Raw genomic sequence first — 19,797 nt, forward strand, 5'->3', positions numbered from 1 at the left:
GGCGGCACAGGCAAAGAGGCCGTCAGGCGAGCGCCCGCGCGACGGTCAGCAGGTCCTGCGGGACGTGCTTGACCTTCCCGGCGATCTCCTGGATCGGGACCAGCACGACCTCCTCGCCGCGGACCGCCGTCATGACGTTCGTCGTCCCGGCCGTCACCGCGTCGATCGCCGCCACGCCGAAGCGCGACGCGAGGATCCGGTCGGCCGCCGTGGGGATGCCGCCGCGCTGCGTGTGCCCCAGCACCGTCACGCGCGTGTCGAAGCCCGTGCGCTGCTCGATCTCGACCTTGAGCCGCTCGCCGATCGCGCCGGCGACGATCTCGCCGAACTTGCCGACCTGCGTCTCGTAGTGCATTGAGGTGCCCTCGGCCGGCACGGCCCCCTCGGCGACGACGAGGATCGAGAAGCTCGCGTGCGCGCGGTGCCGGTGCTTGAGGAACTTCACGACCTTGTCGATGTCGAACGGGTCCTCGGGCGCCAGCACGAGCTCGGCGCCGCCCGCGATGCCGGACGTCACCGCGATCCAGCCGGCGGTGCGGCCCATGACCTCGACGATCATCACGCGGTTGTGGGACTCGGCCGTGGTGTGGATGCGGTCGATCGCCTCGGTCGCGATGCTGACGGCCGTGTCGAAGCCGATCGACGCGTCGGTGCCCCACACGTCGTTGTCGATGGTCTTCGGGATGCCGACGACCTTGACGCCCGCCTCGGCCACCTTGCTCGCGGCGTGCAGCGTGCCGTCGCCGCCGATGCAGATGAGGGCCTCGATGCGCTCGGCCTCGAGGGTCGCGAGCACCGCGTCGAGCCCGCCGTCGGACGCGTGCGGGTGGAACCGCGCGGTGCCCAGCAGCGTGCCGCCCGTGGGCAGCACGTTGCGGATGTGCTGACGACCCATCGGCATGACGTCGCCGTCGACGACGCCCTTCCAGCCGTTGCGGAAGCCGATGATCGAGTGCCCGTGCTCACCCTCCCCCCGCTTGACGACCGCTCGGATCGCGGCGTTCAGGCCCGGGACGTCGCCGCCTCCGGTCAGCAGACCGACTCGCACGCTGCAGCTCCTCGTTCGCAGGGGTCACCCCCGGGAGGTCGGGGGGATGGGGCGCGCGTCGACGCGGCGCCGGTACCACCCTAGCGAGTGACGCCGGCCACGCCGCGTGCCTTCGGTCCCGGGCGGGCCGCCGACCTGCGCCGACGGCCCGCCCGGCTCGTCAGGCGCTGCGCCCGAGGTCGAGGTCGCGACCGGGGATCGCGTCCAGCAGCGCCCGCGTGTACGCGGTCCGGGGCGCCCCGAAGACGTCGTCGACCGTGCCCTGCTCGACGAGCCGACCGCCCTGCATGACGCACACGTGGTCGGCGATCTGCCGGACCACCGCCAGGTCGTGGCTGATGAACAGGTACGACAGCCCGAGCCGCGCCTGCAGGTCGGCGAGCAGGTGCAGGATCTGCGACTGCACGACGACGTCGAGCGCCGAGACCGCCTCGTCGCACACCACGAGCTCGGGCTCGAGCGCGAGCGCCCGCGCGATCGCGACGCGCTGCCGCTGACCGCCCGAGAGCTCGGCCGGGTAGCGGCGCAGCAGGTCCGCGGGCAGCGCGACCTGGTCCATGAGCTCCCGGACCCGCGCGCGCCGCGCCGCACGGTCGCCGAGGCCGTGCGCGCGCAGCGGCTCCTCGATCGTGCGGTACACCGTGAACAACGGGTCGAGCGACGCGTACGGGTCCTGGAAGATCGGCTGCACGCGCCGCCGGAACGCGACCTCGCCCGCGCGGTCGCGCGACGCGACGTCCACGCCGTCGAACCGGATGGACCCCGACGTCGGCGGCAGCAGGTCGAGCATCATGCGCGCGACCGTGGACTTCCCCGATCCCGACTCCCCCACGACCGCGACCGTCCGCCCGCGCGGGATCACGAAGCTCACGTCGTCGACGGCGGTGAGGTCGGTGCCGCGGCCGAGCAGTCCCCGCCCGCGCAGGCGGAAGACCTTCGTGACGTGGTCGACCTCCACGAGGGGGCGCTCGTCGTCGTCCGCCGGTCCGGCGGCGCCGTCGGGCACGGTCGCGGTCGGTGCGAGCAGGTCCTCGCCCGCCGGCTGCGCGACCGCGACGCCCTGCCGCGCGAGCTCGATGCGCCGGGACGCGAGCGACGGCGCCGCGGCGAGCAGACGGCGCGTGTACTCGTGCCGCGGGTCGGTCAGCAGCGCGCGCGCGGCGCCCTGCTCGACGACCTCGCCGCGGTACATCACGACGACCCGGTCGGCGCGCTCGGCGGCGAGTCCCAGGTCGTGCGTGATGAGCAGCACGGCGACGCCGAGCCGGTCGGTGAGGTCGGTGAGCCCGTCGAGGATCGTGCGCTGCACCGTGACGTCGAGCGCCGACGTGGGCTCGTCGGCGATGAGCAGCTGCGGGCGCGCCGCGAGGCCCATCGCGATGAGCGCGCGCTGGCGCATGCCGCCCGAGAACTCGTGCGGGTACTGCTGCGCGCGCCGCGCCGCGTCGGGCAGCCCGACCTCGGCCAGCAGCTCGACCGTGCGCGCGCGCACGCCGCGCCCGCGGACGACGCCGTTGTCGACGAGCGTCTCGTCGACCTGCGCGCCGACCCGGCGCACGGGGTTGAGGTTGGACATCGGGTCCTGCGGCACCATCGCGAGGCGCGCGCCGCGCAGGCGGTGCATCGCGGCGTCGTCGAACGTGACGAGGTCCTCGCCCTCGAAGAGGATCTGCCCGCCGGTCACCGCGCCGTTGCCGGCGAGCAGCCCGATGACCGCCGCCGCGGTGGTGGACTTGCCGGACCCCGACTCGCCCACCACGGCGACGGTCTCGCCCGCGCGGACGTCGAACGACACGCCCCGCACGGCCGTCGACCGGCCCGCCTCGGTGCGGAACGTGACCTCGAGGTCACGGATGCTGAGCAGCGGCTGCTCGCCGCCGGTGGTGCCGGGTGCGCTCGTCACGCTCACCGCCTCCTCGATCGCGGGTCGAGGGCCTCGCGCAGCGCCTCGCCGAACAACGTGAACCCCAGCGCGGTCACGGAGATGCAGACACCGGGCCACAGCGCGAGACGCGGCGCGATCTCGAGCTCGTTCTGCGCGGCGACGAGCATGCGTCCCCACTCGGCCGTGGTGGGCGAGCCCCCGCCCAGGCCCAGGAACGACAGCGCGGCGGCCTCGATGACCGCCGTCGCGAGCAGCAGCGTCGCCTGCACGATCACGGGCGACACGCTGTTCGGCAGGACGTGGCTCATGGTCACGGTGCGGCGCGACAGCCCCAGCGAGCGCGCGGCGAGCACGTAGTCCTGCCCGCGCTGCGCGAGCATCGAGCCGCGCAGCAGCCGCGCGAAGACCGGCACCTGCACGACGCCGATCGCGACGACCACCGCCGACGGCGTCTGACCCGCCACCGCCGCGATCGACACCGCGAGCAGCAGGCTCGGCACGGCGAGCATGAGGTCGACCAGCCGCATGGCCACCGAGTCGACCCAGCCGCCGAACGCGCCCGCGAGCAGCCCCAGGGCAGCACCGCCCGCGAGGCCGAGCAGCGTCGAGAGCACGCCGATCAGCAGCGACGACCGGGCACCCCAGATCAGCTGGGACAGCACGTCGGCGCCGTACCGGTCGAGCCCCAGCGGGTGCGCGGCCGACGGACCGGGGATGAAGGTCGGGCGCACGTCCGCCCGGCCCGGCAGGGCGCCGGCCGGGTGCTGCGCGAGCACCGGCGCGAGCAGCGCGACCAGAACGAACGCGACGACGATCGCGGCGCCGAGCATCGCCGCGGGATTGCGGACCAGGCGCCGCGCCGCGACCCGCCACAGGGCCTCGCCCGCGCGGCGGTCCTCCGCGAGCGCGTCCCCCGGGTCCACGGGGGGCTGCGGGACCTCGTACACCTCGGGTGCGCTCATCGCGTCCTCATCCTCGGGTCGATCAGGCCGTACGACACGTCCACCGCGAGGTTGACGAGGGCGTAGACCACGGCGATGAGCAGGATGAAGCCCTGCAGCACGGCGTAGTCGAGGTCGAACACCGCGTCGGCGAGGAACTTGCCGACGCCGGGGAACGCGAACACCGTCTCGGTGAGCACCGCACCGGACAGCAGCAGCCCGACCTGCAGCCCGATGGTCGTGGACACCGGCAGCATCGCGTTGTGCAGGATCACGCGCCGGCGCACGTGCGGCCCCGACAGGCCCTTGGCCCGGGCGGTGCGGACGTAGTCGGCGTGCTGGACGTCGATGACGGACGCGCGCGTGATGCGCGCGATGATCGCGAGCGGGATCGACCCGAGCGCGAGCGCGGGCAGCACGAGGTGCACGACGGCGTCCCAGCTCGCGTCCCACTCGCGCGTCATGAGGCCGTCGAGCACGTAGAACCCCGTGGGGTGGGTCGCGATCATCGCGGGGTCCTGCCGGCCCGAGGACGGGAACCAGCCGAGCTGCACCGCGAAGAGCCACTTGAGCAGGAACGCGAGGAAGAACACCGGCACCGTGACGCCCAGCAGGGACAGCACGACGGCGGCGTGGTCGAGCGCGCGGCCCTGGTACCGGGCCGCGAGGTAGCCCAGCGGGATGCCGAGCCCGACGGCGACGACCAGCGCGACGAGCGAGAGCTCGACCGTCGCCGGGAACCGTGCGAGGAACTCGTCGAGCACGGGCCGCCCCGTGCGCGTCGAGACGCCGAAGTTGCCCTGCAGGAGCTGGCCGAGCCACTGCACGTACTGCTGCGGCAGCGGCCGGTCGAAGCCGTAGAGCTGGTTGATCCGCTCGACCGCCTCCGGGGTCGCGCGCTCCCCCAGGAGGGCCGTCGCCGGCCCGCCCGGGAGAGCGCGCACCCACAGGAACAGCAGGACCGACAGCCCGAGCAGGGTCGGGACGAGCAGCGCGAGGCGCCGCAGGATCAGTCGGGTCATCGGGTGGTGCCGCTCCCTCAGTCGCCGAGCGTGACGACGTTGTAGACCTCGTCCTGGACCGGCGAGGCCGGGTAGCCCTTGACGTCGGCCTTGAACGCGAGCGACGGGACCGGGTGCGCGAGCGGGACCCCCGGCAGGAAGTCCATGATCGCGGCGTTGGCCTGCTCGTACGCCGTCGTCTGCTCGTCGATGTCGGCGACGTAGCGCGCGTCGTTGACGGCCTGGAAGAGGGCCGGGTCGTCGAAGCCCCACTCGTTGGACGGGCCCCCGAAGAACACGCCGATGAAGTTGTAGGTGTCGTTGTAGTCGCCGGTCCACCCGAGCAGGTGCAGGCCGTGGTCGGCGCCGCCCTGGATCTTGTCGAGGTACTCGGGGTTCCACGGGTCGGGCACGGCGTTGACCGTGATGCCGACGGCCTCGAGGTCCGCCGAGATCGCGGTGAAGACCTGCTCGGGCGTCGGCATGTACGGCCGCGACACGTTGGTCGGGTAGTTGAAGTCGATCGTGAGATCGGACTTCCCGGCCTCCGCGAGCAGCGCCTTCGCCTTCTCGGGGTCGTACGCGTACTGCGCGACGTCGGGGTTCCAGCCCGCGACCGACGGCGGCACGAAGTTCGTCGCGACCTCCGTGCCCTCGGGCAGCGTCTGCGCGACGAGCGCCTCCTTGTCGATGGCGTACGCGATGGCCTGGCGCACGCGCGGGTCGGCGAGGTCGGGGTTCGCCTGGTTCATGCCGAGGTAGAGGATGTTGAACGGCTCGCGGTTGACGATCTGGAACCCGGCGTCCTCGAGCGCGACGACGTCGGCAGGGCCGACGAGGTCGTAGCCGTCGATGTCGCCGGCCTGCAGGGCCTGCCGCCGCGCGGTCGCGTCGGAGATGATCGGGAAGACGATGCGGCGCACCTGGCCCTGATCGCCCCAGTAGTCGTCGTACGCGGTCAGCACGACCTGCTCGCCCGGGCTCCACGACTCGAACGTGTAGGGGCCGGTGCCCGTCGGGTGGCCGGTCGCGTACGCGGGCAGCACGGGCGCGTCGCCCTCGCCCGTGACGCCGTCGGCGTCGTACTCCTGCAGCGCGGTGGGCGACTGCATCGAGAACGCGGGCAGCGAGAGCGCCGAGACCAGCTCGGGCAGCGGGCTCTTCAGGTGCACGACCGCCGTGCCCGCGTCGGGAGCCTCGCACGACTCGTACTTGCCGGTGCCGTTCAGCGTCGCGACGTCGCTCGTCGCGAAGCCGCCGTTGACCTTCTGCCAGTAGTACGAGAGCGACTCGGACTGCAGCACGCCCGTGAAGCCGTTCCACCGGTCGAAGTTGAAGCACACCGCGTCGGCGTCGAAGTCGGTGCCGTCGTGGAACGTCACGCCCTCCTTGAGCCGGAACGTGTACTCCAGGCCGTCGTCGCTGACCTCCCACGACTCCGCGAGCAGCGGCGCGGGGTCGGCCGTGCCCGGCTCGACGCCGACGAGGCCCTCGAAGATCTGCCGCGCGACGCGGAACGACTCGCCGTCGTTGGCGAGGGCCGGGTCGAGCGACGCGGGGTCGGACGACGCCGCGAAGATGAACGTGTCACGGCCGCCGCCGCTCGCGCCGTCGGTGGTGCCGCCCTGCGCGTCGCGGTCGCTCGCGGCGCACGCGGTCAGGGCGAGCCCTGCCACGACGCCCACGGCGACGATCTGCCACCTGCTCTTCACTGGTGCCACCCTTCGTCAGGACGCAGCGGTGCGCTGCGCCGTGCGGAACCCCCGCGACGGTAGGTGTGCTGTGTCACACCTGTGTTACCGCTGGGTACGCGTTGTGATGCGGACAGACTGGGCGCGTGACCGACGGATCCCAGGACGACGCGCTCGCCGACGCGGGCTATCACGACGTGCCCGCGGAGGCCGGCGGCCGCGCGGCCCGCGGCTGGTGGGACGCGAACGCCGAGGAGTACCTCGACGAGCACGGCGCGTTCCTCGGCCCCGCCGACCTGCTGTGGTGCCCGGAGGGTCTGCGCGAGTCGCAGGCCCGGCTGCTGGGCGACGTGCGCGGGTCGCGCGTGCTCGAGGTCGGCGCGGGCGCCGCCCAGGGCTCGCGCTGGCTGCGCACGGTCGCGGGTGCGGACGCGGTCGCGACCGACGTGTCGGCGGGCATGCTCGCCGCGGCCGCCCGGCTCGACGCCGCGGCCGGCACCCGCACGCCGCTCGTGCAGGCCGACGCGCGTGCGCTGCCGTTCGCCGACGCGTCGTTCGACGTCGTGTTCACGGCGTTCGGCGCCCTCCCGTTCGTGCCCGACGCCGAGCGCGTGCACCGCGAGGTCGCGCGCGTGCTGCGGCCGGGCGGCCGGTGGGTCTTCTCGGTCACCCACCCGCTGCGCTGGGCGTTCCCCGACGACCCGAGCGAGCACGGGCTGACCGCGACGCGCTCGTACTTCGACCGCCGGCCGTACGTCGAGACGGCCGCCGACGGGCGCGTGCTGTACGCCGAGTACCACCGCACGGTCGCCGACCACGTCGCCGACGTCGTGGGCGCCGGGCTCGTGCTCGACGGCCTGGTCGAGCCCGAGTGGCCGGCGGGCCACGAGCGCGTGTGGGGCGGGTGGGGGCCGGTGCGCGGCGCCCGGCTGCCCGGGACGCTGATCGTGCGCGCGCACCGACCCCGCACCTGAGCGGGGCGCTCCCCCGGTCAGTGGGACGTCGCCTTCTCGGCGCCCGCACCCGTGAGGGAGCGGACCTCCATCTCGGCGAACTTCTCGGGGTGCGGCTTCTCCTTCGACAGCAGCGTGCCGACGATCCCGAGCAGGAACGCCAGCGGGATCGACACGATCCCGGGGTTCTCGAGCGGGAACACCGCGAAGTCGACGCCCGTGTCGCGGATCATCGACAGGCTCTCGCCCGTCGCGGGGTCGACCTTGCCCGACACGACCGGCGACAGCGCGATGAGGAGCACGCACGAGACGAGCCCGCCGTACATGCTCCACAGCGCGCCCGCGGTGTTGAACCGCTTCCAGAACAGCGAGTAGATGATCGTCGGCAGGTTGGCCGACGCCGCGACGGCGAACGCGAGCGCGACGAGGAACGCGACGTTCTGCCCGTTGGCGAAGATGCCGCCGACGATCGCGAGCGCGCCGATCGCGACGACCGTGATGCGCGCGACGCGCACCTCGCCGTCGGGCGCGACCTCGCCGCGCTTGATGACCGACGCGTAGATGTCGTGCGCGAACGACGCCGCGGCCGTGATCGTCAGCCCCGCGACGACCGCGAGGATCGTCGCGAACGCGACCGCCGAGATGATCCCGAGCAGGAACACCCCGCCGAGCTCGTAGGCGAGCAGCGGCGCGGCCGAGTTGGCCTTGCCGGGTGCGCCGAGGATCCGCTCGGGCCCGACGATCGCCCCGGCGCCGTAGCCGAGCACGAGCGTGAACAGGTAGAAGATGCCGATCAGCCAGATCGCCCACACTACGGACCGGCGCGCCTCCTTGGCCGACGGCACGGTGTAGAACCGCATGAGCACGTGCGGCAGGCCGGCGGTCCCGAGCACGAGCGCGAGGGCGAGCGACAGGAAGTTCAGCTGCGTGAGCGCCGACGCGCCGTACTGGCGGCCGGGCTCGATGAGGGTCTCGCCGCCCTCGCCCGCGGTGTCGATCGCGCCCTGCAGCAGCGCGGACAGGTCGAACCCGTACCGCGCGAGCACCCAGACGGTCATGACGCCCGCGCCGGCGATCAGCAGGACGGCCTTGATGATCTGCACCCAGGTCGTGCCCTTCATGCCGCCGACCAGGACGTACATGATCATCAGCGCGCCGACCACGGCGATGACCAGCCCCTGCGCGGCGGCGTTGTCGATGCCGAGCAGCAACGCCACGAGGCCCCCGGCCCCGGCCATCTGCGCGAGCAGGTAGAAGAACACGACCGCGAGCGTCGAGATCGCCGCCGCCATCCGCACGGGCCGCTGCCGCAGGCGGAACGACAGCACGTCGGCCATCGTGAAGCGCCCGGTGTTGCGCAGCAGCTCCGCGACGAGCAGCAGCGCCACGAGCCACGCCACGAGGAAGCCGATCGAGTAGAGGAACCCGTCGTACCCGTAGACGGCGATCGCGCCGCAGATGCCGAGGAACGACGCGGCCGACAGGTAGTCGCCCGCGATGGCCGTGCCGTTCTGCGGCCCGGTGAAGGAGCGCCCGGCGGCGTAGTAGTCGGCGGCGCTGCGGTTGTTCCGTGACGCGCGGAAGACGATGACCATCGTCACGAGCACGAACGCGCCGAAGATCGCGATGTTGACGGCCGGCTCGCCGACCTGCTCGGCCGGGGCGGCCGCGGCCAGGACCGGGGCGGTGAGCGCGCTCACGCGACGCTCCCCTCGCCGCGGCGGGTCGCACCGTCGTCCAGCACGGCGCCGGACTCGATGTGCTCGCGCAGCCGCTCGGCGACCGGGTCCTGCTTCTGGTTGGCCCACCGCGCGTACGCCATGGTGATGACGAACGTCGACACGAACTGCCCCAGGCCCAGCAGCAGCCCGACGGTGACGTTCCCCGCGACCCGCGTGCTCATGAGGTCGTGCGCGTAGTTCGCGAGCAGCACGTAGAGGAAGTACCAGACGAGGAACAGCGCCGTCAGCGGGAAGACGAACCGCCGGAAGCGTCGCCGCAGGTCCTGGAACTCCGCCGAGCGCTGCACACGCTGGTAGTCGGTCTCGTGATGACTCTCGGACACGTGCACCTCCGGGGGTCCCGGTCGGCACCGTCGCCGACCGCAGGTCGCCCACTGTGGCCTACATCACCCCCACAATCCAGACTTCGCGGCGCGAAACACCGGGCGTGTCGCGCCGGACGACCACGGAGGTCACGCGATCCGGTGACTCACGGCTCCGGGGCGCGACGACGCGGACGGGCGCGACTAGCCTGCGCGCCCGTCCGGTTCGCGGTCTCCCGACGCCGCGGCGCGCGGCCCGCGGCGGCGCACCGTCGCGGGAGGGGTGCCGCGCCGTCGCGCGCCGGTCAGTGCCCCGCGGCGTGCCAGCTCGCCCCGACACCCACCGAGACGTCGAGCGGCACGTCGAGCGGACCGCCCGGGAGACCGTCGCCCGCGTGGCCCATCTGCTCGCGCACGAGCGCCTCGACCTCGTCCTGCTCGCCGTCGGCGACCTCGAGCACGAGCTCGTCGTGCACCTGCAGCAGCATGCGCGACGTCAGCCCGCGGCGTGTCAGCTCGCGGTCGACGCCGAGCATCGCGACCTTGATGAGGTCGGCCGCGCTGCCCTGGATCGGCGCGTTGAGCGCCATGCGCTCGGCCATCTCGCGGCGCTGCCGGTTGTCGCTCGTGAGGTCCGGCAGGTACCGGCGGCGGCCGAGGATCGTCGCGGTGTAGCCGGTCGCGCGCGCCTGGTCGACGACGCCGGTGAGGTAGTCCCGCACGCCGCCGAACCGCTCGAAGTAGTCCGCCATGAGCGCCGACGCCTCGGACACCTCGATCGACAGCTGCTGCGACAACCCGTACGACGACAGGCCGTACGCGAGGCCGTAGCTCATCGCCTTGATCTTCGACCGCATCGCCGACGTGACCTCGTCGGTCGGCACGCCGAACACGCGCGACCCGACGTAGCTGTGCAGGTCCTCCCCCGAGCGGAAGGCCGCGATGAGGCCCTCGTCGCCCGACAGGTGCGCCATGATGCGCATCTCGATCTGCGAGTAGTCCGCCGTGAGCAGCGTGGCGTACCCCGGGCCCACCACGAACGTGCGGCGGATCTGCCGGCCCGCCTCGGTGCGGATCGGGATGTTCTGCAGGTTGGGGTCCGCCGACGACAGGCGCCCGGTCGCGGCGATCGTCTGCTGGAAGGTCGTGTGGATGCGACCGTCGTCGCCGACGGACCGCAGCAGCCCCTCGACGGTCTGGCGCAGCCGGATCGTGTCGCGGTGCGCGAGCAGGTGCTCGAGGAACGGGTGCCCCGTGCGCGCGAACAGGTCCGTCAACGCGGCCGCGTCGGTCGTGTACCCGGTCTTGATCCGCTTGGTCTTGGGCATGCCCAGCTGGTCGAACAGCACCTCCTGCAGCTGCTTGGGCGATCCCAGGTTCACCTCGCGCCCGATCACCGCGTACGCGTCGGCGGCGGCGGCCTGGACCTGCGCGTCGAACTCGCGCTCGAGCGACGTCAGGTCGTCGCGGTCGATCGCGATGCCCGTGCGCTCCATGCGCGCCAGGACGTCCTGCAGCGGCAGCTCGAGGTCGGTGAGCAGCCCGGCCGCCCCTCGGTCGGCGACCTCGGCGCCGAGCACGTCCACGAGGTCGCGCACCGCGGCCGCCCGCACCGCGGCACGCCGCCCCTCGTCCGCGCCGTCCACCTCGAGGTCGAGCGCACCCTGGCCCGCCGACGAGTCGTCGTCGCCCCCCAGCTCGCGGTGCAGGTAGCCGATCGCGAGGTCCGGCAGGTCGTACGCGCGCCGGTCGGGCTGGCACAGGTACGCCGCGAGCTCGGTGTCGTAGGTGACGCCGTGCAGCGGCAGGCCGCGACCGTCGAGCGCGTGCCACGCCTCCTTGGCCGCGTGCAGCGCCTTGCCGCGCGCGGGGTCCGCGAGCCAGGCCGCGAGCGCCGTCTCGTCCGCGGGGTCGATCGCCGTGAGGTCGTACGCGACGGCCTGCCCGGCGGCGTCCGCGATCGCGACGCCCCACGCGTCGCCGCGCGCGGGCGCGCCGGAACCGCGGACGTCGAGGCCGAGCACGTCGTCGCGACGCGCGTCGAGCCAGGCCGCGAGCCCGCCGACACCGGTCTCGACGAGGTCGAGCGCCGTCGCGGTCGCGACGCGCTCGTCGCGTCCCTCGTCGGGGAGCATCGCGAACAGCCGGTCGCGCAGGGTCCGGAACTCGAGCTCGTCGAGCAGCGCGTGCAGCGCCGCGCGGTCCCACGGCCGGACCGCCAGGTCCTCGGGGCCGACCGGGAGCTCGAGGTCGGTGAGCAGCCGGTTCAGCTCACGGTTGAGCGCGACCTGCTCGACGTGCGCACGCAGCGACTCCCCGGCCTTGCCCGTGATCCGCTCGGCGTTCTCGAGCACTCCCGCCAGGCCGTCGTACTGGCCGATCCACTTGGCGGCCGTCTTGGGCCCGACGCCGGGGACGCCCGGCAGGTTGTCGCTGGTCTCCCCCACGAGCGCGGCGACGTCGGGGTAGCGCTCCGGCGGCACGCCGTACTTGGCCTCCACCGCCTCGGGCGTCATGCGCGCCATCTCGGACACGCCGCGGACCGGGTACAGCACGGTGACCGTCTCGGACACGAGCTGGAACGAGTCGCGGTCGCCCGAGCAGATGGCGACGTGCATGCCCTGCTCGCGCGCCTGCGTCGTGAGCGTCGCGAGGATGTCGTCGGCCTCGAAGCCGGGCTTGTCGAGCACCTGCACGTGCATGGTCGCCAGGAGCTGCTTGATGACGTCGACCTGGCCACGGAACGGCTCGGGCGTCGCGGCGCGGTTGCCCTTGTACGACTCGAGCCGCTCGGTGCGGAACGTCGTGCGGCCCGCGTCGAACGCGACCGCGACGTGCGTCGGGTCCTCGTCGCGCAGCAGGTTCGCGAGCATCGACGTGAATCCGAAGACCGCGTTGGTGGGCTGGCCCGACGACGTCGCGAAGTTCTCCACGGGGAGCGCGTAGAACGCGCGGTACGCCATCGAGTGCCCGTCGATCAGGAGCAGGCGCGGGGTGGTCGTGGTGCTGGTCGCTGGCTGGTCGGCGCTCACGGTGCCAACCTATCTGCCATGTCCGACACGGCCGCGCCCTTCACCATGCCCCCGACCGACGGCACGCTCCTCGCCCGGCTCGGCATCGACGTGCTCGAGGTGCGGCCGGACGGCGCGGTCGGCACCATGCCCGTCGAGGGCAACACGCAGCCGTACGGGCTGCTGCACGGCGGCGCGTCCGCCGCGCTGGCCGAGACGCTCGGGTCGCTCGCGGCGGTCGCGCACGCGGGCCCGGGGCGAGCGGCCGTCGGCGTCGAGCTCAACGCCACGCACCACCGCGCCGCGCGCGGCGGCACCGTGACCGGCAAGGCCCGCGCGCTGCACCTCGGCCGCTCGGTGGCGACCTACGAGGTCGAGGTGGCCGACGAGGACGGCCGACGGCTGTGCACCGCGCGCCTCACCTGCATGCTCATCGACGCACCGGCCTGACGCGGCGCGTCGTCGTCACCGGCCACGCGCTGCCGCGCGCGCCGCCGGCGCTCGATGAGGTCCTCGATGCCCCGCACCGACGACCGCCGCGCCGGCGCGGGGACGTCGAGCGCGAGCCGGCGCAGGAGCGCGGACGTGGCGACGACCCGGTGGCCGCCCGCGGGCGCGAAGCCGAGCCGGGCCAGGAACCGCTGCATGCCACGCGAGCCGGGCAGCGGCGCGGCGTACACGTCGCCGGCGCCCGCGTCCTCGGCGAGCTCGGCCGCCGCCTGCAGCATCGCGTGGCCGAGGCCACGCCGGCGCCACTGGGGCCGCACGTACACCGCGTCGAGGCTGAGCACGACGGCCCGCGACATCAGGCCCGGGCCCATGGTGCGGCACAGCACGAGACCCGCGAGCTCGTCGTCGCACGTCGCGACGAGGACCGTCCCGCCGTCGACCGAGCCGAGGACCGCGAGCTGCTCGCGCAGCTCGTCGCGGTCGTCGGAGCAGAGCTGACGCCCCACGCCGGACTCCGCGCGCGCCTGCAGGCAGAGGTCGACGAGGCCCTCGAGGTCGGACGACGTCGCGGGTCGGACGTGCACACCTGGCCGCACTGCGGGCCTCCCGGGGACGAGGGTGGGTCGCGGCGCCGGTCTCCCCCGGTCGGCGCCAGGTCGATCATGGCCCAGGTCCGGCGTCGTGCCTAGGGGCCCGGCGTGCCCCGTCCCGGTGAACCCCGTCACGTCGGCCGCAGGTCGAGTCGTCGCCGACATTCACGCGAAACAGATGCCACGCAACGCTCGCGCACCGGAAATGAACAGGACACAATTCGTCCCTATCGTCTGCTGACCGGTGGGCGAGGGCCCATCACATCGACGTGCGGCGCCCAGGCGCCCGTGCCCGACCACCAGGACGGAGGTCACCGTGCGAGCAGTCGCGTACCGGGACCGATCCGTCGCCCTGCGACGTGGAGGCGCGGCCGTCGTGCTCGCCCTCCTCACGGCCCTGACGACGCTCGGCGTCGCCGGGTCGGCACAGGCGGCGACCACACCGTGCAGCCCCGACGACGCCACCGCGTGCCTCAACGTCACCGTCACGGTGCCGGGGACGGGGCCCGTCGCGGGGGCCGCCCTGACCGTCGCGGGCGAGGCGGGGACGCTCGAGGCCACGACGGACGCGGCCGGCAAGGCGGCGTTCGCGCTCACGGCGGCGGGCGACTACACCGTGACGGTCGACGAGGGCACGCTGCCGGCCGGCACCGTGCTCAAGGACCCGGCCGCGAACCCCGCGACGGTCACGGTCGCGCTGGGTCGCTCCGCCGGGCGCATCGTGCAGGTCGTGCCGCCCGGCGAGGCCCGCGGCGGCGCGACCGAGAGCCCGACGGGCGGCGCGACCACGTCGCCGTCGCCGGGTGCGAGCGCCGACGCCGACGCCGGTGCGGAGGCCGAGGCGAGCGCCGAGGCGTCCGCCGGCCCGGGCACCAACCGGTACGCCCAGCTGCTCCTCGCGGGCACGGTCTTCGGCGTGCTGCTGGCGCTCGCGTCGCTCGGCGCCAACCTCATCTACGGCACGACCGGGCTGTCGAACTTCGCGCACGGCGAGCTCGTGACCCTCGGCGGCATGACCGCGTTCATGGCGGTCCAGTGGTGGCACCTGCCGCTGTGGCTCGCGATCGTCGTCGCGACCGTGGCGGGCGCGGCGGCCGGGTGGCTGCTGAACACGCTGCTGTTCGCGCCGCTGCGACGCCGCGGCGTCGGGATCACGCAGCAGATGATCGTCACGATCGGCCTGTCGCTCGCGCTGCTGTCGGCGTTCCTGTTCGCGTTCGGCGCGCAGCCCGCGCCGATCGTCTCCGGGATCTCGCAGCGCATGCAGCTGGGGCCCGTGCAGATCTCCGCGCAGTCGCTGGTCTCGGTGGCCGTCGCACTCGTCGTGCTCGCGGCGGTCGCGTTCACGCTCGCCCGCACGCGGCTGGGACGCGCGACGCGCGCCGTCTCGGACAACCCCGCGCTGGCCGCGGCGACCGGCATCAAGGTCGAGTCCGTCATCAGCCGGGTGTGGGTCGCGTCCGCGGCGCTCGCGTCGCTCGGCGGCGTGCTGCTCGCGCTCTACCTCAACACCACCCGCTTCAACTTCGGCTCGACGCTGCTGCTGCTGATGTTCGCCGCGATCACACTCGGCGGCCTCGGCTCGCCGCTCGGCGCGGTCCTCGGGGCGCTCGTCATCGGGCTGGTCGTCGAGCTCTCGACCCTCGTGCTGCCCAACGACATGCGGTACGCGAGCGCGCTGGTCATCCTCATCCTCGTCCTGCTGCTGCGGCCGCAGGGCATCCTCGGGCGCGCCGAGCGCATCGGCTAGCGGGAGGTCGTCGCTCATGGACTTCGGACAGCTCTTCACCAACGTCCTCAACGAGATGCTGGGCCCGACCGCGATCGCGTACGCGCTCGCCGCGATCGGCCTGAACATCCACTTCGGGCTCACCGGCCTGATCAACATGGGCCAGGCCGGCTTCATGCTGCTGGGCGCGTACGGGTTCGCCGTCGCGACCGTGCAGGGCGCGCCGCTGTGGCTCGCGTTCGTCGTCGCGATCGCGCTGTCGGTGGTGTTCGCGCTGCTGCTCGGCCTCCCGACCCTCAAGCTGCGGGGCGACTACCTCGCGATCGTCACGATCGCCGCCGCCGAGATCGTCCGCATGATCGGGCGGTCGACCGCGCTGACCGACGTCACGGGCGGCTCCGAGGGGCTCACGGGCAACGCGTTCAAGCACACGTTCCAGGACGCGTCGCCGTTCCCCGACGAGCGGTGGACCCTCGGGCCACTCACGCTCGCGACCAACACGTCCAACTCGTGGTGGCTGCGCATCGTGGGCTGGACCCTCGTGCTGCTCGCGTGCCTGCTGGTGTGGCGCCTGATCCGCAGCCCGTGGGGACGGGTCCTCAAGGGCATCCGCGAGGACGAGGACGCCGTGCGGGCGCTCGGCAAGAACGTCTACGGCTACAAGCTGCAGGCGCTCGTGCTCGGCGGCGTGTTCGGTGCGCTGGGCGGCATCGTGTTCGTCCTCGCGAGCTCCGTGCAGGCCGACTCCCTGGGCCGGCCCGTCACGTTCAACACCTGGACGATCCTGCTGCTGGGGGGCGCCGCGACGGTCCTGGGCCCGGTGCTCGGCTCGCTGCTGTTCTGGGGCGCGCTGGTCTTCGTCCGCGGGTTCCTGCGCGGGATCGTCCCGGCGGACGCGCTGTCCGTCCAGCAGATCGAGCAGATCGGCTGGGTGCTGGTCGGCCTGACCCTCATGGCGCTCATCGTGTTCCGCCCCCAGGGGATCCTGGGCGACAAGAAGGAGCTGGCGATCAATGCCCGCTAAGGACGTCGTGGAGCAGGCCCGGCGCGACCTCGCGCACGTCCCCCGCGTCCCGGGGGTCCGCAAGCCCGACGCCGTGCTCGTCGCGGACGGCGTGCGGCGCAGCTTCGGCGGCGTCAACGCCGTCGACGTCGAGCACCTCGAGGTGCAGAAGAACGTCATCACGGCGCTCATCGGCCCCAACGGTGCGGGCAAGACCACGTTCTTCAACCTCATGACGGGGTTCGACAAGCCCGACACGGGCACGTGGGTGTTCGACGGCACGCCGCTGGCGGGTGTCGCGGCGTCGCGCGTCGCGAAGGCCGGCATGGTCCGCACGTTCCAGCTCACGAAGGCGCTCGCGCGCATGACGGTGCTCGACAACATGCGGCTCGGCGCGCGCGACCAGCCAGGCGAAGGGCTGTTCGCGGCGCTCGTGAAGCCGCTGTGGGCCGCGCGCGAGCGCGAGATCACCGACAAGGCGATGTCGCTGCTCGAGCGGTTCAAGCTCGACGCCAAGAAGGACGACTTCGCCGGCTCGCTGTCGGGCGGGCAGCGCAAGCTCCTCGAGATGGCGCGCGCGCTGATGTCCGACCCCGCGCTCGTCATGCTCGACGAGCCGATGGCGGGCGTGAACCCCGCGCTCACGCAGTCCCTGCTCGGGCACATCACCGACCTGCGCGACTCCGGCACGTCGGTGCTGTTCGTCGAGCACGACATGCACATGGTGCGGCACATCTCCGACTGGGTCGTCGTCATGGCGCAGGGGCAGGTGGTCGCGGAGGGCCCGCCGTCGGAGGTGATGGCCGACCAGGCCGTGATCGACGCCTACCTCGGTGCGCACCACGACACCGACCTGGGCGACGACGCGCTGCTCGACGAGGGCGGCGTGATCGACGCCGAGGCGCAGGCCGAGGCCGACGCCGAGCTCGAGGACGCCGAGAAGGCGGAGGGGACCGCACCGTGACCGAGACCACCGCACCCGCGCTGCACCGCGGCGCGCCCGCCGGCGAGCCGCTGCTGCACGCCGACGAGCTCGTCGCCGGCTACCTGCCGGGCGTCAACATCCTCAACGGCTGCTCGCTCGTGCTCCACCCCGGCGAGCTCGTCGGGATCATCGGCCCCAACGGAGCCGGCAAGTCCACGCTGCTCAAGGCGCTGTTCGGGCTGGTGGGCATCCGCAGCGGCTCGTTGACGCTGCAGGGCGAGGAGATCAGCAACCTGCGCGCCGACGCGCTCGTGCGCCGCGGCGTCGGGTTCGTGCCGCAGACGAACAACGTGTTCCCGAGCCTGACCATCGAGGAGAACCTCCAGATGGGCGTCTACCAGACGCCCGCGAAGTTCTCCGAGCGGCTCGAGGTCGTGCTCGACCTCTTCCCCGAGCTGACCAAGCGGCGCAAGCAGCGTGCCGGGGCGCTGTCCGGCGGGGAGCGGCAGATGGTCGCGATGGCGCGCGCGCTCATGCCCGAGCCGTCGGTCCTGCTGCTCGACGAGCCGTCGGCCGGGCTGTCGCCCGTGCGTCAGGACGAGGCGTTCCTGCGCACGCGCCGCATCAACAAGGCGGGCGTGTCGGTCGTCATCGTCGAGCAGAACGCGCGCCGCGCGCTGCAGATCTGCGACCGCGCGTACGTGCTCGACCAGGGGCGCAACGCCTACTCGGGGCCCGGCCGCGAGCTGATGAACGACCCCAAGGTCATCCAGCTGTACCTGGGGACGCTCGCGGCCGACGTCGACGCCGCGCGCGCCGCCGAGGGCGACGCGTCCGCGCCGACCGACTGACCGACCGACACCCGGCCCGCTGGACGAGGCCCCGACCGCCGCCCGGTGGTCGGGGCCTCGTCGTGCCGCGACGCACCCCGGGCCCGGGTCCCGGCGAGGCGTGTCGCCGGGCCGGCGGCCCTGCGCACCGAGCCCGGACGCGGGACGGCGCCACGAGGCGCCCGACTCGTTCCGGCGGCCCGTGGCGCGGCGGGCGCCCGACTCTGCCCGCAGCCCCGTGACGCGCCGAGACATCCCGGACCACCCGCGGACGCACGGCACGCGTCGGCCCCCGGAGCGTGCGCTCCGGGGGCCGACGCGTGCCGTGCGGGGTCCTTCGGCTCAGCCCTGCGGGACCTCGCCCTCCTCGGAGCGGCTGAAGGTGTACGTGTTCTCGGGACCGAACTGGTAGATCCCGATGAAGGCCGACGACGGGTCGTTGGCCTCGTTGAACGGACCGACGCCCGACGCCGACTGGTACGCGATGTCCTCGCCGTCCTCGAGGAGCTTCGAGCACTCCTCCCAGCCGGTGCACTCGGTGCCGCCGTCCGCACCCGAGACGGCCGCCATGTTGGCCTGGATCGTCTCGCCGTCGGACGCACCGCCCTTGAGGGCCGCGAGCGCCACGAGCATGGTCGCGTCGTACGACTCGGGGCCGTACGAGTAGTCCTTGAGACCGGGGTCGACCTCGAGCATGCGGCCCTGGAACTCCTCCGACGGGTACGCGCCCGGCAGGGTGCCCTGCGCGTTCTCGAGCGTGCCGGCCGGGAACCCGGTGTCACCCTCGGTGCCGAAGTTCTGCAGGTTGCCGTCGACGAAGTACGTCTTGCTCATGTCCCAGCCCTGCGCGGCGAGCTCACGCACGATCGCGGGCGTCTGGTCCGTGAACGCGAGGATCGCGATCGCGTCCGGTCCCGCGGCGATCGCGTCCGCGACGATCGTCGCGAAGTTGGTCTCGGCCGGGTCGAACTCCTGGCCCGACGTGCCGTACACGACCGTGCCGCCGGCCTCGCCCACGACCCCCTCGACGACGTCGCGCAGCGACGTGCCGTACGAGTCGTTGAACACGAGGATCCCGACGTTCGAGGCGCCGTCCCCGACGATGAGGTTGCCGAGCACGTCGCCCTGCACGGTGTCCGGCGGCGCGGTCCGGAAGTAGAAGTCCGAGTACCCGGACAGGTCGGTCGCCGTGTTCGCGGGTGACACCTGCACGATGCCCGCGCCCGTGATGTCGTCGACGATGTTCTTGGTGACCGACGACGACGCGGCCCCGATGATGGCGGAGACGCCCGCCGAGATGAGCTCCTGCGCCGAGGCGGTGGCCACCGAGGCGTTCTGCGCGTCGGACGAGTCGGTGTGCGTCACCTTCACGTCGGAGCCGAACAGGCCGCCCGCGTCGTTGATCTCCTTGACGGCCAGGTCGACGCCCGCGATCTCGGGCGGGCCGAGCTGGGCGAGCGAACCGGTGACCGGGAGGATGGTGCCGATGTGCAGCGCCTCGCCGCCGTCACCACCGCCCGACGACGTCGCGTCGCCGCCGGACCCTGCCTCGTCGTCGCCCCCGGCACAAGCGGTGAGCGCCAGTGCGACCACTCCTGCGACTGCGAGCGCACGTCCTGCACGTGTCGAACGAATCATGCGTGTGGTACCCCTCTGTGAGCACTGCACCTGCCGGGGTCCGGCGCGGACCACGACG

16 protein-coding genes are annotated in these 19,797 nt (G+C 73.2%); 6 read left to right on the plus strand and 10 right to left on the minus strand.

Annotated features, from left to right (window positions below):
- Positions 1 to 22 precede the first annotated feature (22 nt).
- The 5 genes from GY42_RS04900 to GY42_RS04920 all read right to left on the minus strand — a co-directional run bounded on the left by GY42_RS04900 (position 23) and on the right by GY42_RS04920 (position 6,587).
- Positions 23 to 1,048 carry a 6-phosphofructokinase gene (locus GY42_RS04900; protein ID WP_046528483.1) on the minus strand — a complete coding sequence of 342 codons (1,026 nt, stop codon included), beginning with the start codon at positions 1,046 to 1,048 and terminating at the stop codon, positions 23 to 25.
- A gap of 160 nt (positions 1,049 to 1,208) precedes the next feature.
- Positions 1,209 to 2,951, minus strand: coding sequence for a dipeptide ABC transporter ATP-binding protein (locus tag GY42_RS04905; protein ID WP_082131356.1), 1,743 nt, complete (start codon positions 2,949 to 2,951; stop codon positions 1,209 to 1,211).
- Positions 2,952 to 2,953: 2 nt separating this feature from the next.
- A complete protein-coding gene (locus GY42_RS04910) occupies positions 2,954 to 3,895 on the minus strand; it encodes an ABC transporter permease (protein ID WP_052748209.1) in 942 nt (313 codons plus the stop codon).
- Positions 3,892 to 4,896, minus strand: a complete 1,005-nt coding sequence (locus tag GY42_RS04915) for an ABC transporter permease (protein WP_046528484.1) — start codon at positions 4,894 to 4,896, stop codon at positions 3,892 to 3,894. Before GY42_RS04915 ends, GY42_RS04910 begins: the two co-directional genes overlap by 4 nt.
- A 17-nt stretch (positions 4,897 to 4,913) precedes the next feature.
- A complete protein-coding gene (locus GY42_RS04920) occupies positions 4,914 to 6,587 on the minus strand; it encodes an ABC transporter substrate-binding protein (RefSeq protein WP_046528485.1) in 1,674 nt (557 codons plus the stop codon).
- Between the two features lie 125 nt (positions 6,588 to 6,712).
- Here GY42_RS04920 and GY42_RS04925 point away from each other — a divergent pair, with 125 nt between their 5' ends.
- Positions 6,713 to 7,540 carry a class I SAM-dependent methyltransferase gene (locus GY42_RS04925; protein WP_046528486.1) on the plus strand — a complete coding sequence of 276 codons (828 nt, stop codon included), beginning with the start codon at positions 6,713 to 6,715 and terminating at the stop codon, positions 7,538 to 7,540.
- A 17-nt stretch (positions 7,541 to 7,557) separates the two neighbouring features.
- On the opposite strand, the gene GY42_RS04930 is transcribed toward GY42_RS04925, so the two are convergent.
- From GY42_RS04930 to polA, 3 genes are all read right to left on the minus strand, one after another.
- Positions 7,558 to 9,114 carry a solute symporter family protein gene (locus GY42_RS04930; RefSeq protein WP_233421060.1) on the minus strand — a complete coding sequence of 519 codons (1,557 nt, stop codon included), beginning with the start codon at positions 9,112 to 9,114 and terminating at the stop codon, positions 7,558 to 7,560.
- Between the two features lie 101 nt (positions 9,115 to 9,215).
- Positions 9,216 to 9,584: a DUF485 domain-containing protein gene (locus GY42_RS04935; RefSeq protein WP_046530559.1), complete on the minus strand. Its 369-nt coding sequence runs from the start codon at positions 9,582 to 9,584 to the stop codon at positions 9,216 to 9,218.
- 284 nt (positions 9,585 to 9,868) lie between these two features.
- Positions 9,869 to 12,595, minus strand: a complete 2,727-nt coding sequence (polA, locus tag GY42_RS04940) for a DNA polymerase I (protein WP_052748210.1) — start codon at positions 12,593 to 12,595, stop codon at positions 9,869 to 9,871.
- 18 nt (positions 12,596 to 12,613) lie between these two features.
- Here polA and GY42_RS04945 point away from each other — a divergent pair, with 18 nt between their 5' ends.
- Complete coding sequence (locus GY42_RS04945) at positions 12,614 to 13,024, plus strand: PaaI family thioesterase (RefSeq protein WP_046528488.1); 411 nt, start codon at positions 12,614 to 12,616, stop codon at positions 13,022 to 13,024.
- Here the strand turns inward: GY42_RS04945 and GY42_RS04950 are convergent.
- Positions 12,940 to 13,608: a GNAT family N-acetyltransferase gene (locus GY42_RS04950; RefSeq protein WP_236686714.1), complete on the minus strand. Its 669-nt coding sequence runs from the start codon at positions 13,606 to 13,608 to the stop codon at positions 12,940 to 12,942. The genes GY42_RS04945 and GY42_RS04950 overlap by 85 nt on opposite strands.
- Positions 13,609 to 13,990: 382 nt before the next feature.
- On the opposite strand from GY42_RS04950, the gene GY42_RS04955 reads away from it, so the two are divergent.
- The 4 genes from GY42_RS04955 to GY42_RS04970 are packed head-to-tail and all read left to right on the plus strand — an operon-like array spanning position 13,991 to position 18,122.
- Positions 13,991 to 15,364: a branched-chain amino acid ABC transporter permease gene (locus GY42_RS04955; protein WP_236686715.1), complete on the plus strand. Its 1,374-nt coding sequence runs from the start codon at positions 13,991 to 13,993 to the stop codon at positions 15,362 to 15,364.
- Between the two features lie 16 nt (positions 15,365 to 15,380).
- Complete coding sequence (locus tag GY42_RS04960) at positions 15,381 to 16,367, plus strand: branched-chain amino acid ABC transporter permease (protein WP_046528491.1); 987 nt, start codon at positions 15,381 to 15,383, stop codon at positions 16,365 to 16,367.
- Positions 16,357 to 17,310, plus strand: a complete 954-nt coding sequence (locus GY42_RS04965) for an ABC transporter ATP-binding protein (protein ID WP_046528492.1) — start codon at positions 16,357 to 16,359, stop codon at positions 17,308 to 17,310. Before GY42_RS04960 ends, GY42_RS04965 begins: the two co-directional genes overlap by 11 nt.
- On the plus strand, positions 17,307 to 18,122 hold the full coding sequence (locus GY42_RS04970; RefSeq protein ID WP_046528493.1) for an ABC transporter ATP-binding protein: 816 nt from the start codon (positions 17,307 to 17,309) through the stop codon (positions 18,120 to 18,122). Before GY42_RS04965 ends, GY42_RS04970 begins: the two co-directional genes overlap by 4 nt.
- Positions 18,123 to 18,443: 321 nt before the next feature.
- Here the strand turns inward: GY42_RS04970 and GY42_RS04975 are convergent, their stop codons facing one another.
- Positions 18,444 to 19,739: an ABC transporter substrate-binding protein gene (locus GY42_RS04975; RefSeq protein WP_046528494.1), complete on the minus strand. Its 1,296-nt coding sequence runs from the start codon at positions 19,737 to 19,739 to the stop codon at positions 18,444 to 18,446.
- Positions 19,740 to 19,797 lie beyond the last annotated feature (58 nt).

Origin of the sequence: Cellulomonas sp. FA1, assembly GCF_000986825.1 — a bacterium.
Taxonomy (GTDB): Bacteria; Actinomycetota; Actinomycetes; order Actinomycetales; family Cellulomonadaceae; genus Cellulomonas; species Cellulomonas iranensis.

What these genes read in the sequence shown, in the direction of transcription:
- GY42_RS04960 (WP_046528491.1), top strand. Translation starts at nt 15,381, where the DNA reads ATGGACTTCGGACAGCTCTTCACCAACGTCCTCAACGAGATGCTGGGC.
- GY42_RS04915 (WP_046528484.1), bottom strand. Translation starts at nt 4,896, where the DNA reads ATGACCCGACTGATCCTGCGGCGCCTCGCGCTGCTCGTCCCGACCCTG.
- GY42_RS04910 (WP_052748209.1), bottom strand. Translation starts at nt 3,895, where the DNA reads ATGAGCGCACCCGAGGTGTACGAGGTCCCGCAGCCCCCCGTGGACCCG.
- GY42_RS04975 (WP_046528494.1), bottom strand. Translation starts at nt 19,739, where the DNA reads ATGATTCGTTCGACACGTGCAGGACGTGCGCTCGCAGTCGCAGGAGTG.
- GY42_RS04945 (WP_046528488.1), top strand. Translation starts at nt 12,614, where the DNA reads ATGTCCGACACGGCCGCGCCCTTCACCATGCCCCCGACCGACGGCACG.
- GY42_RS04965 (WP_046528492.1), top strand. Translation starts at nt 16,357, where the DNA reads ATGCCCGCTAAGGACGTCGTGGAGCAGGCCCGGCGCGACCTCGCGCAC.
- GY42_RS04930 (WP_233421060.1), bottom strand. Translation starts at nt 9,114, where the DNA reads ATGGTCATCGTCTTCCGCGCGTCACGGAACAACCGCAGCGCCGCCGAC.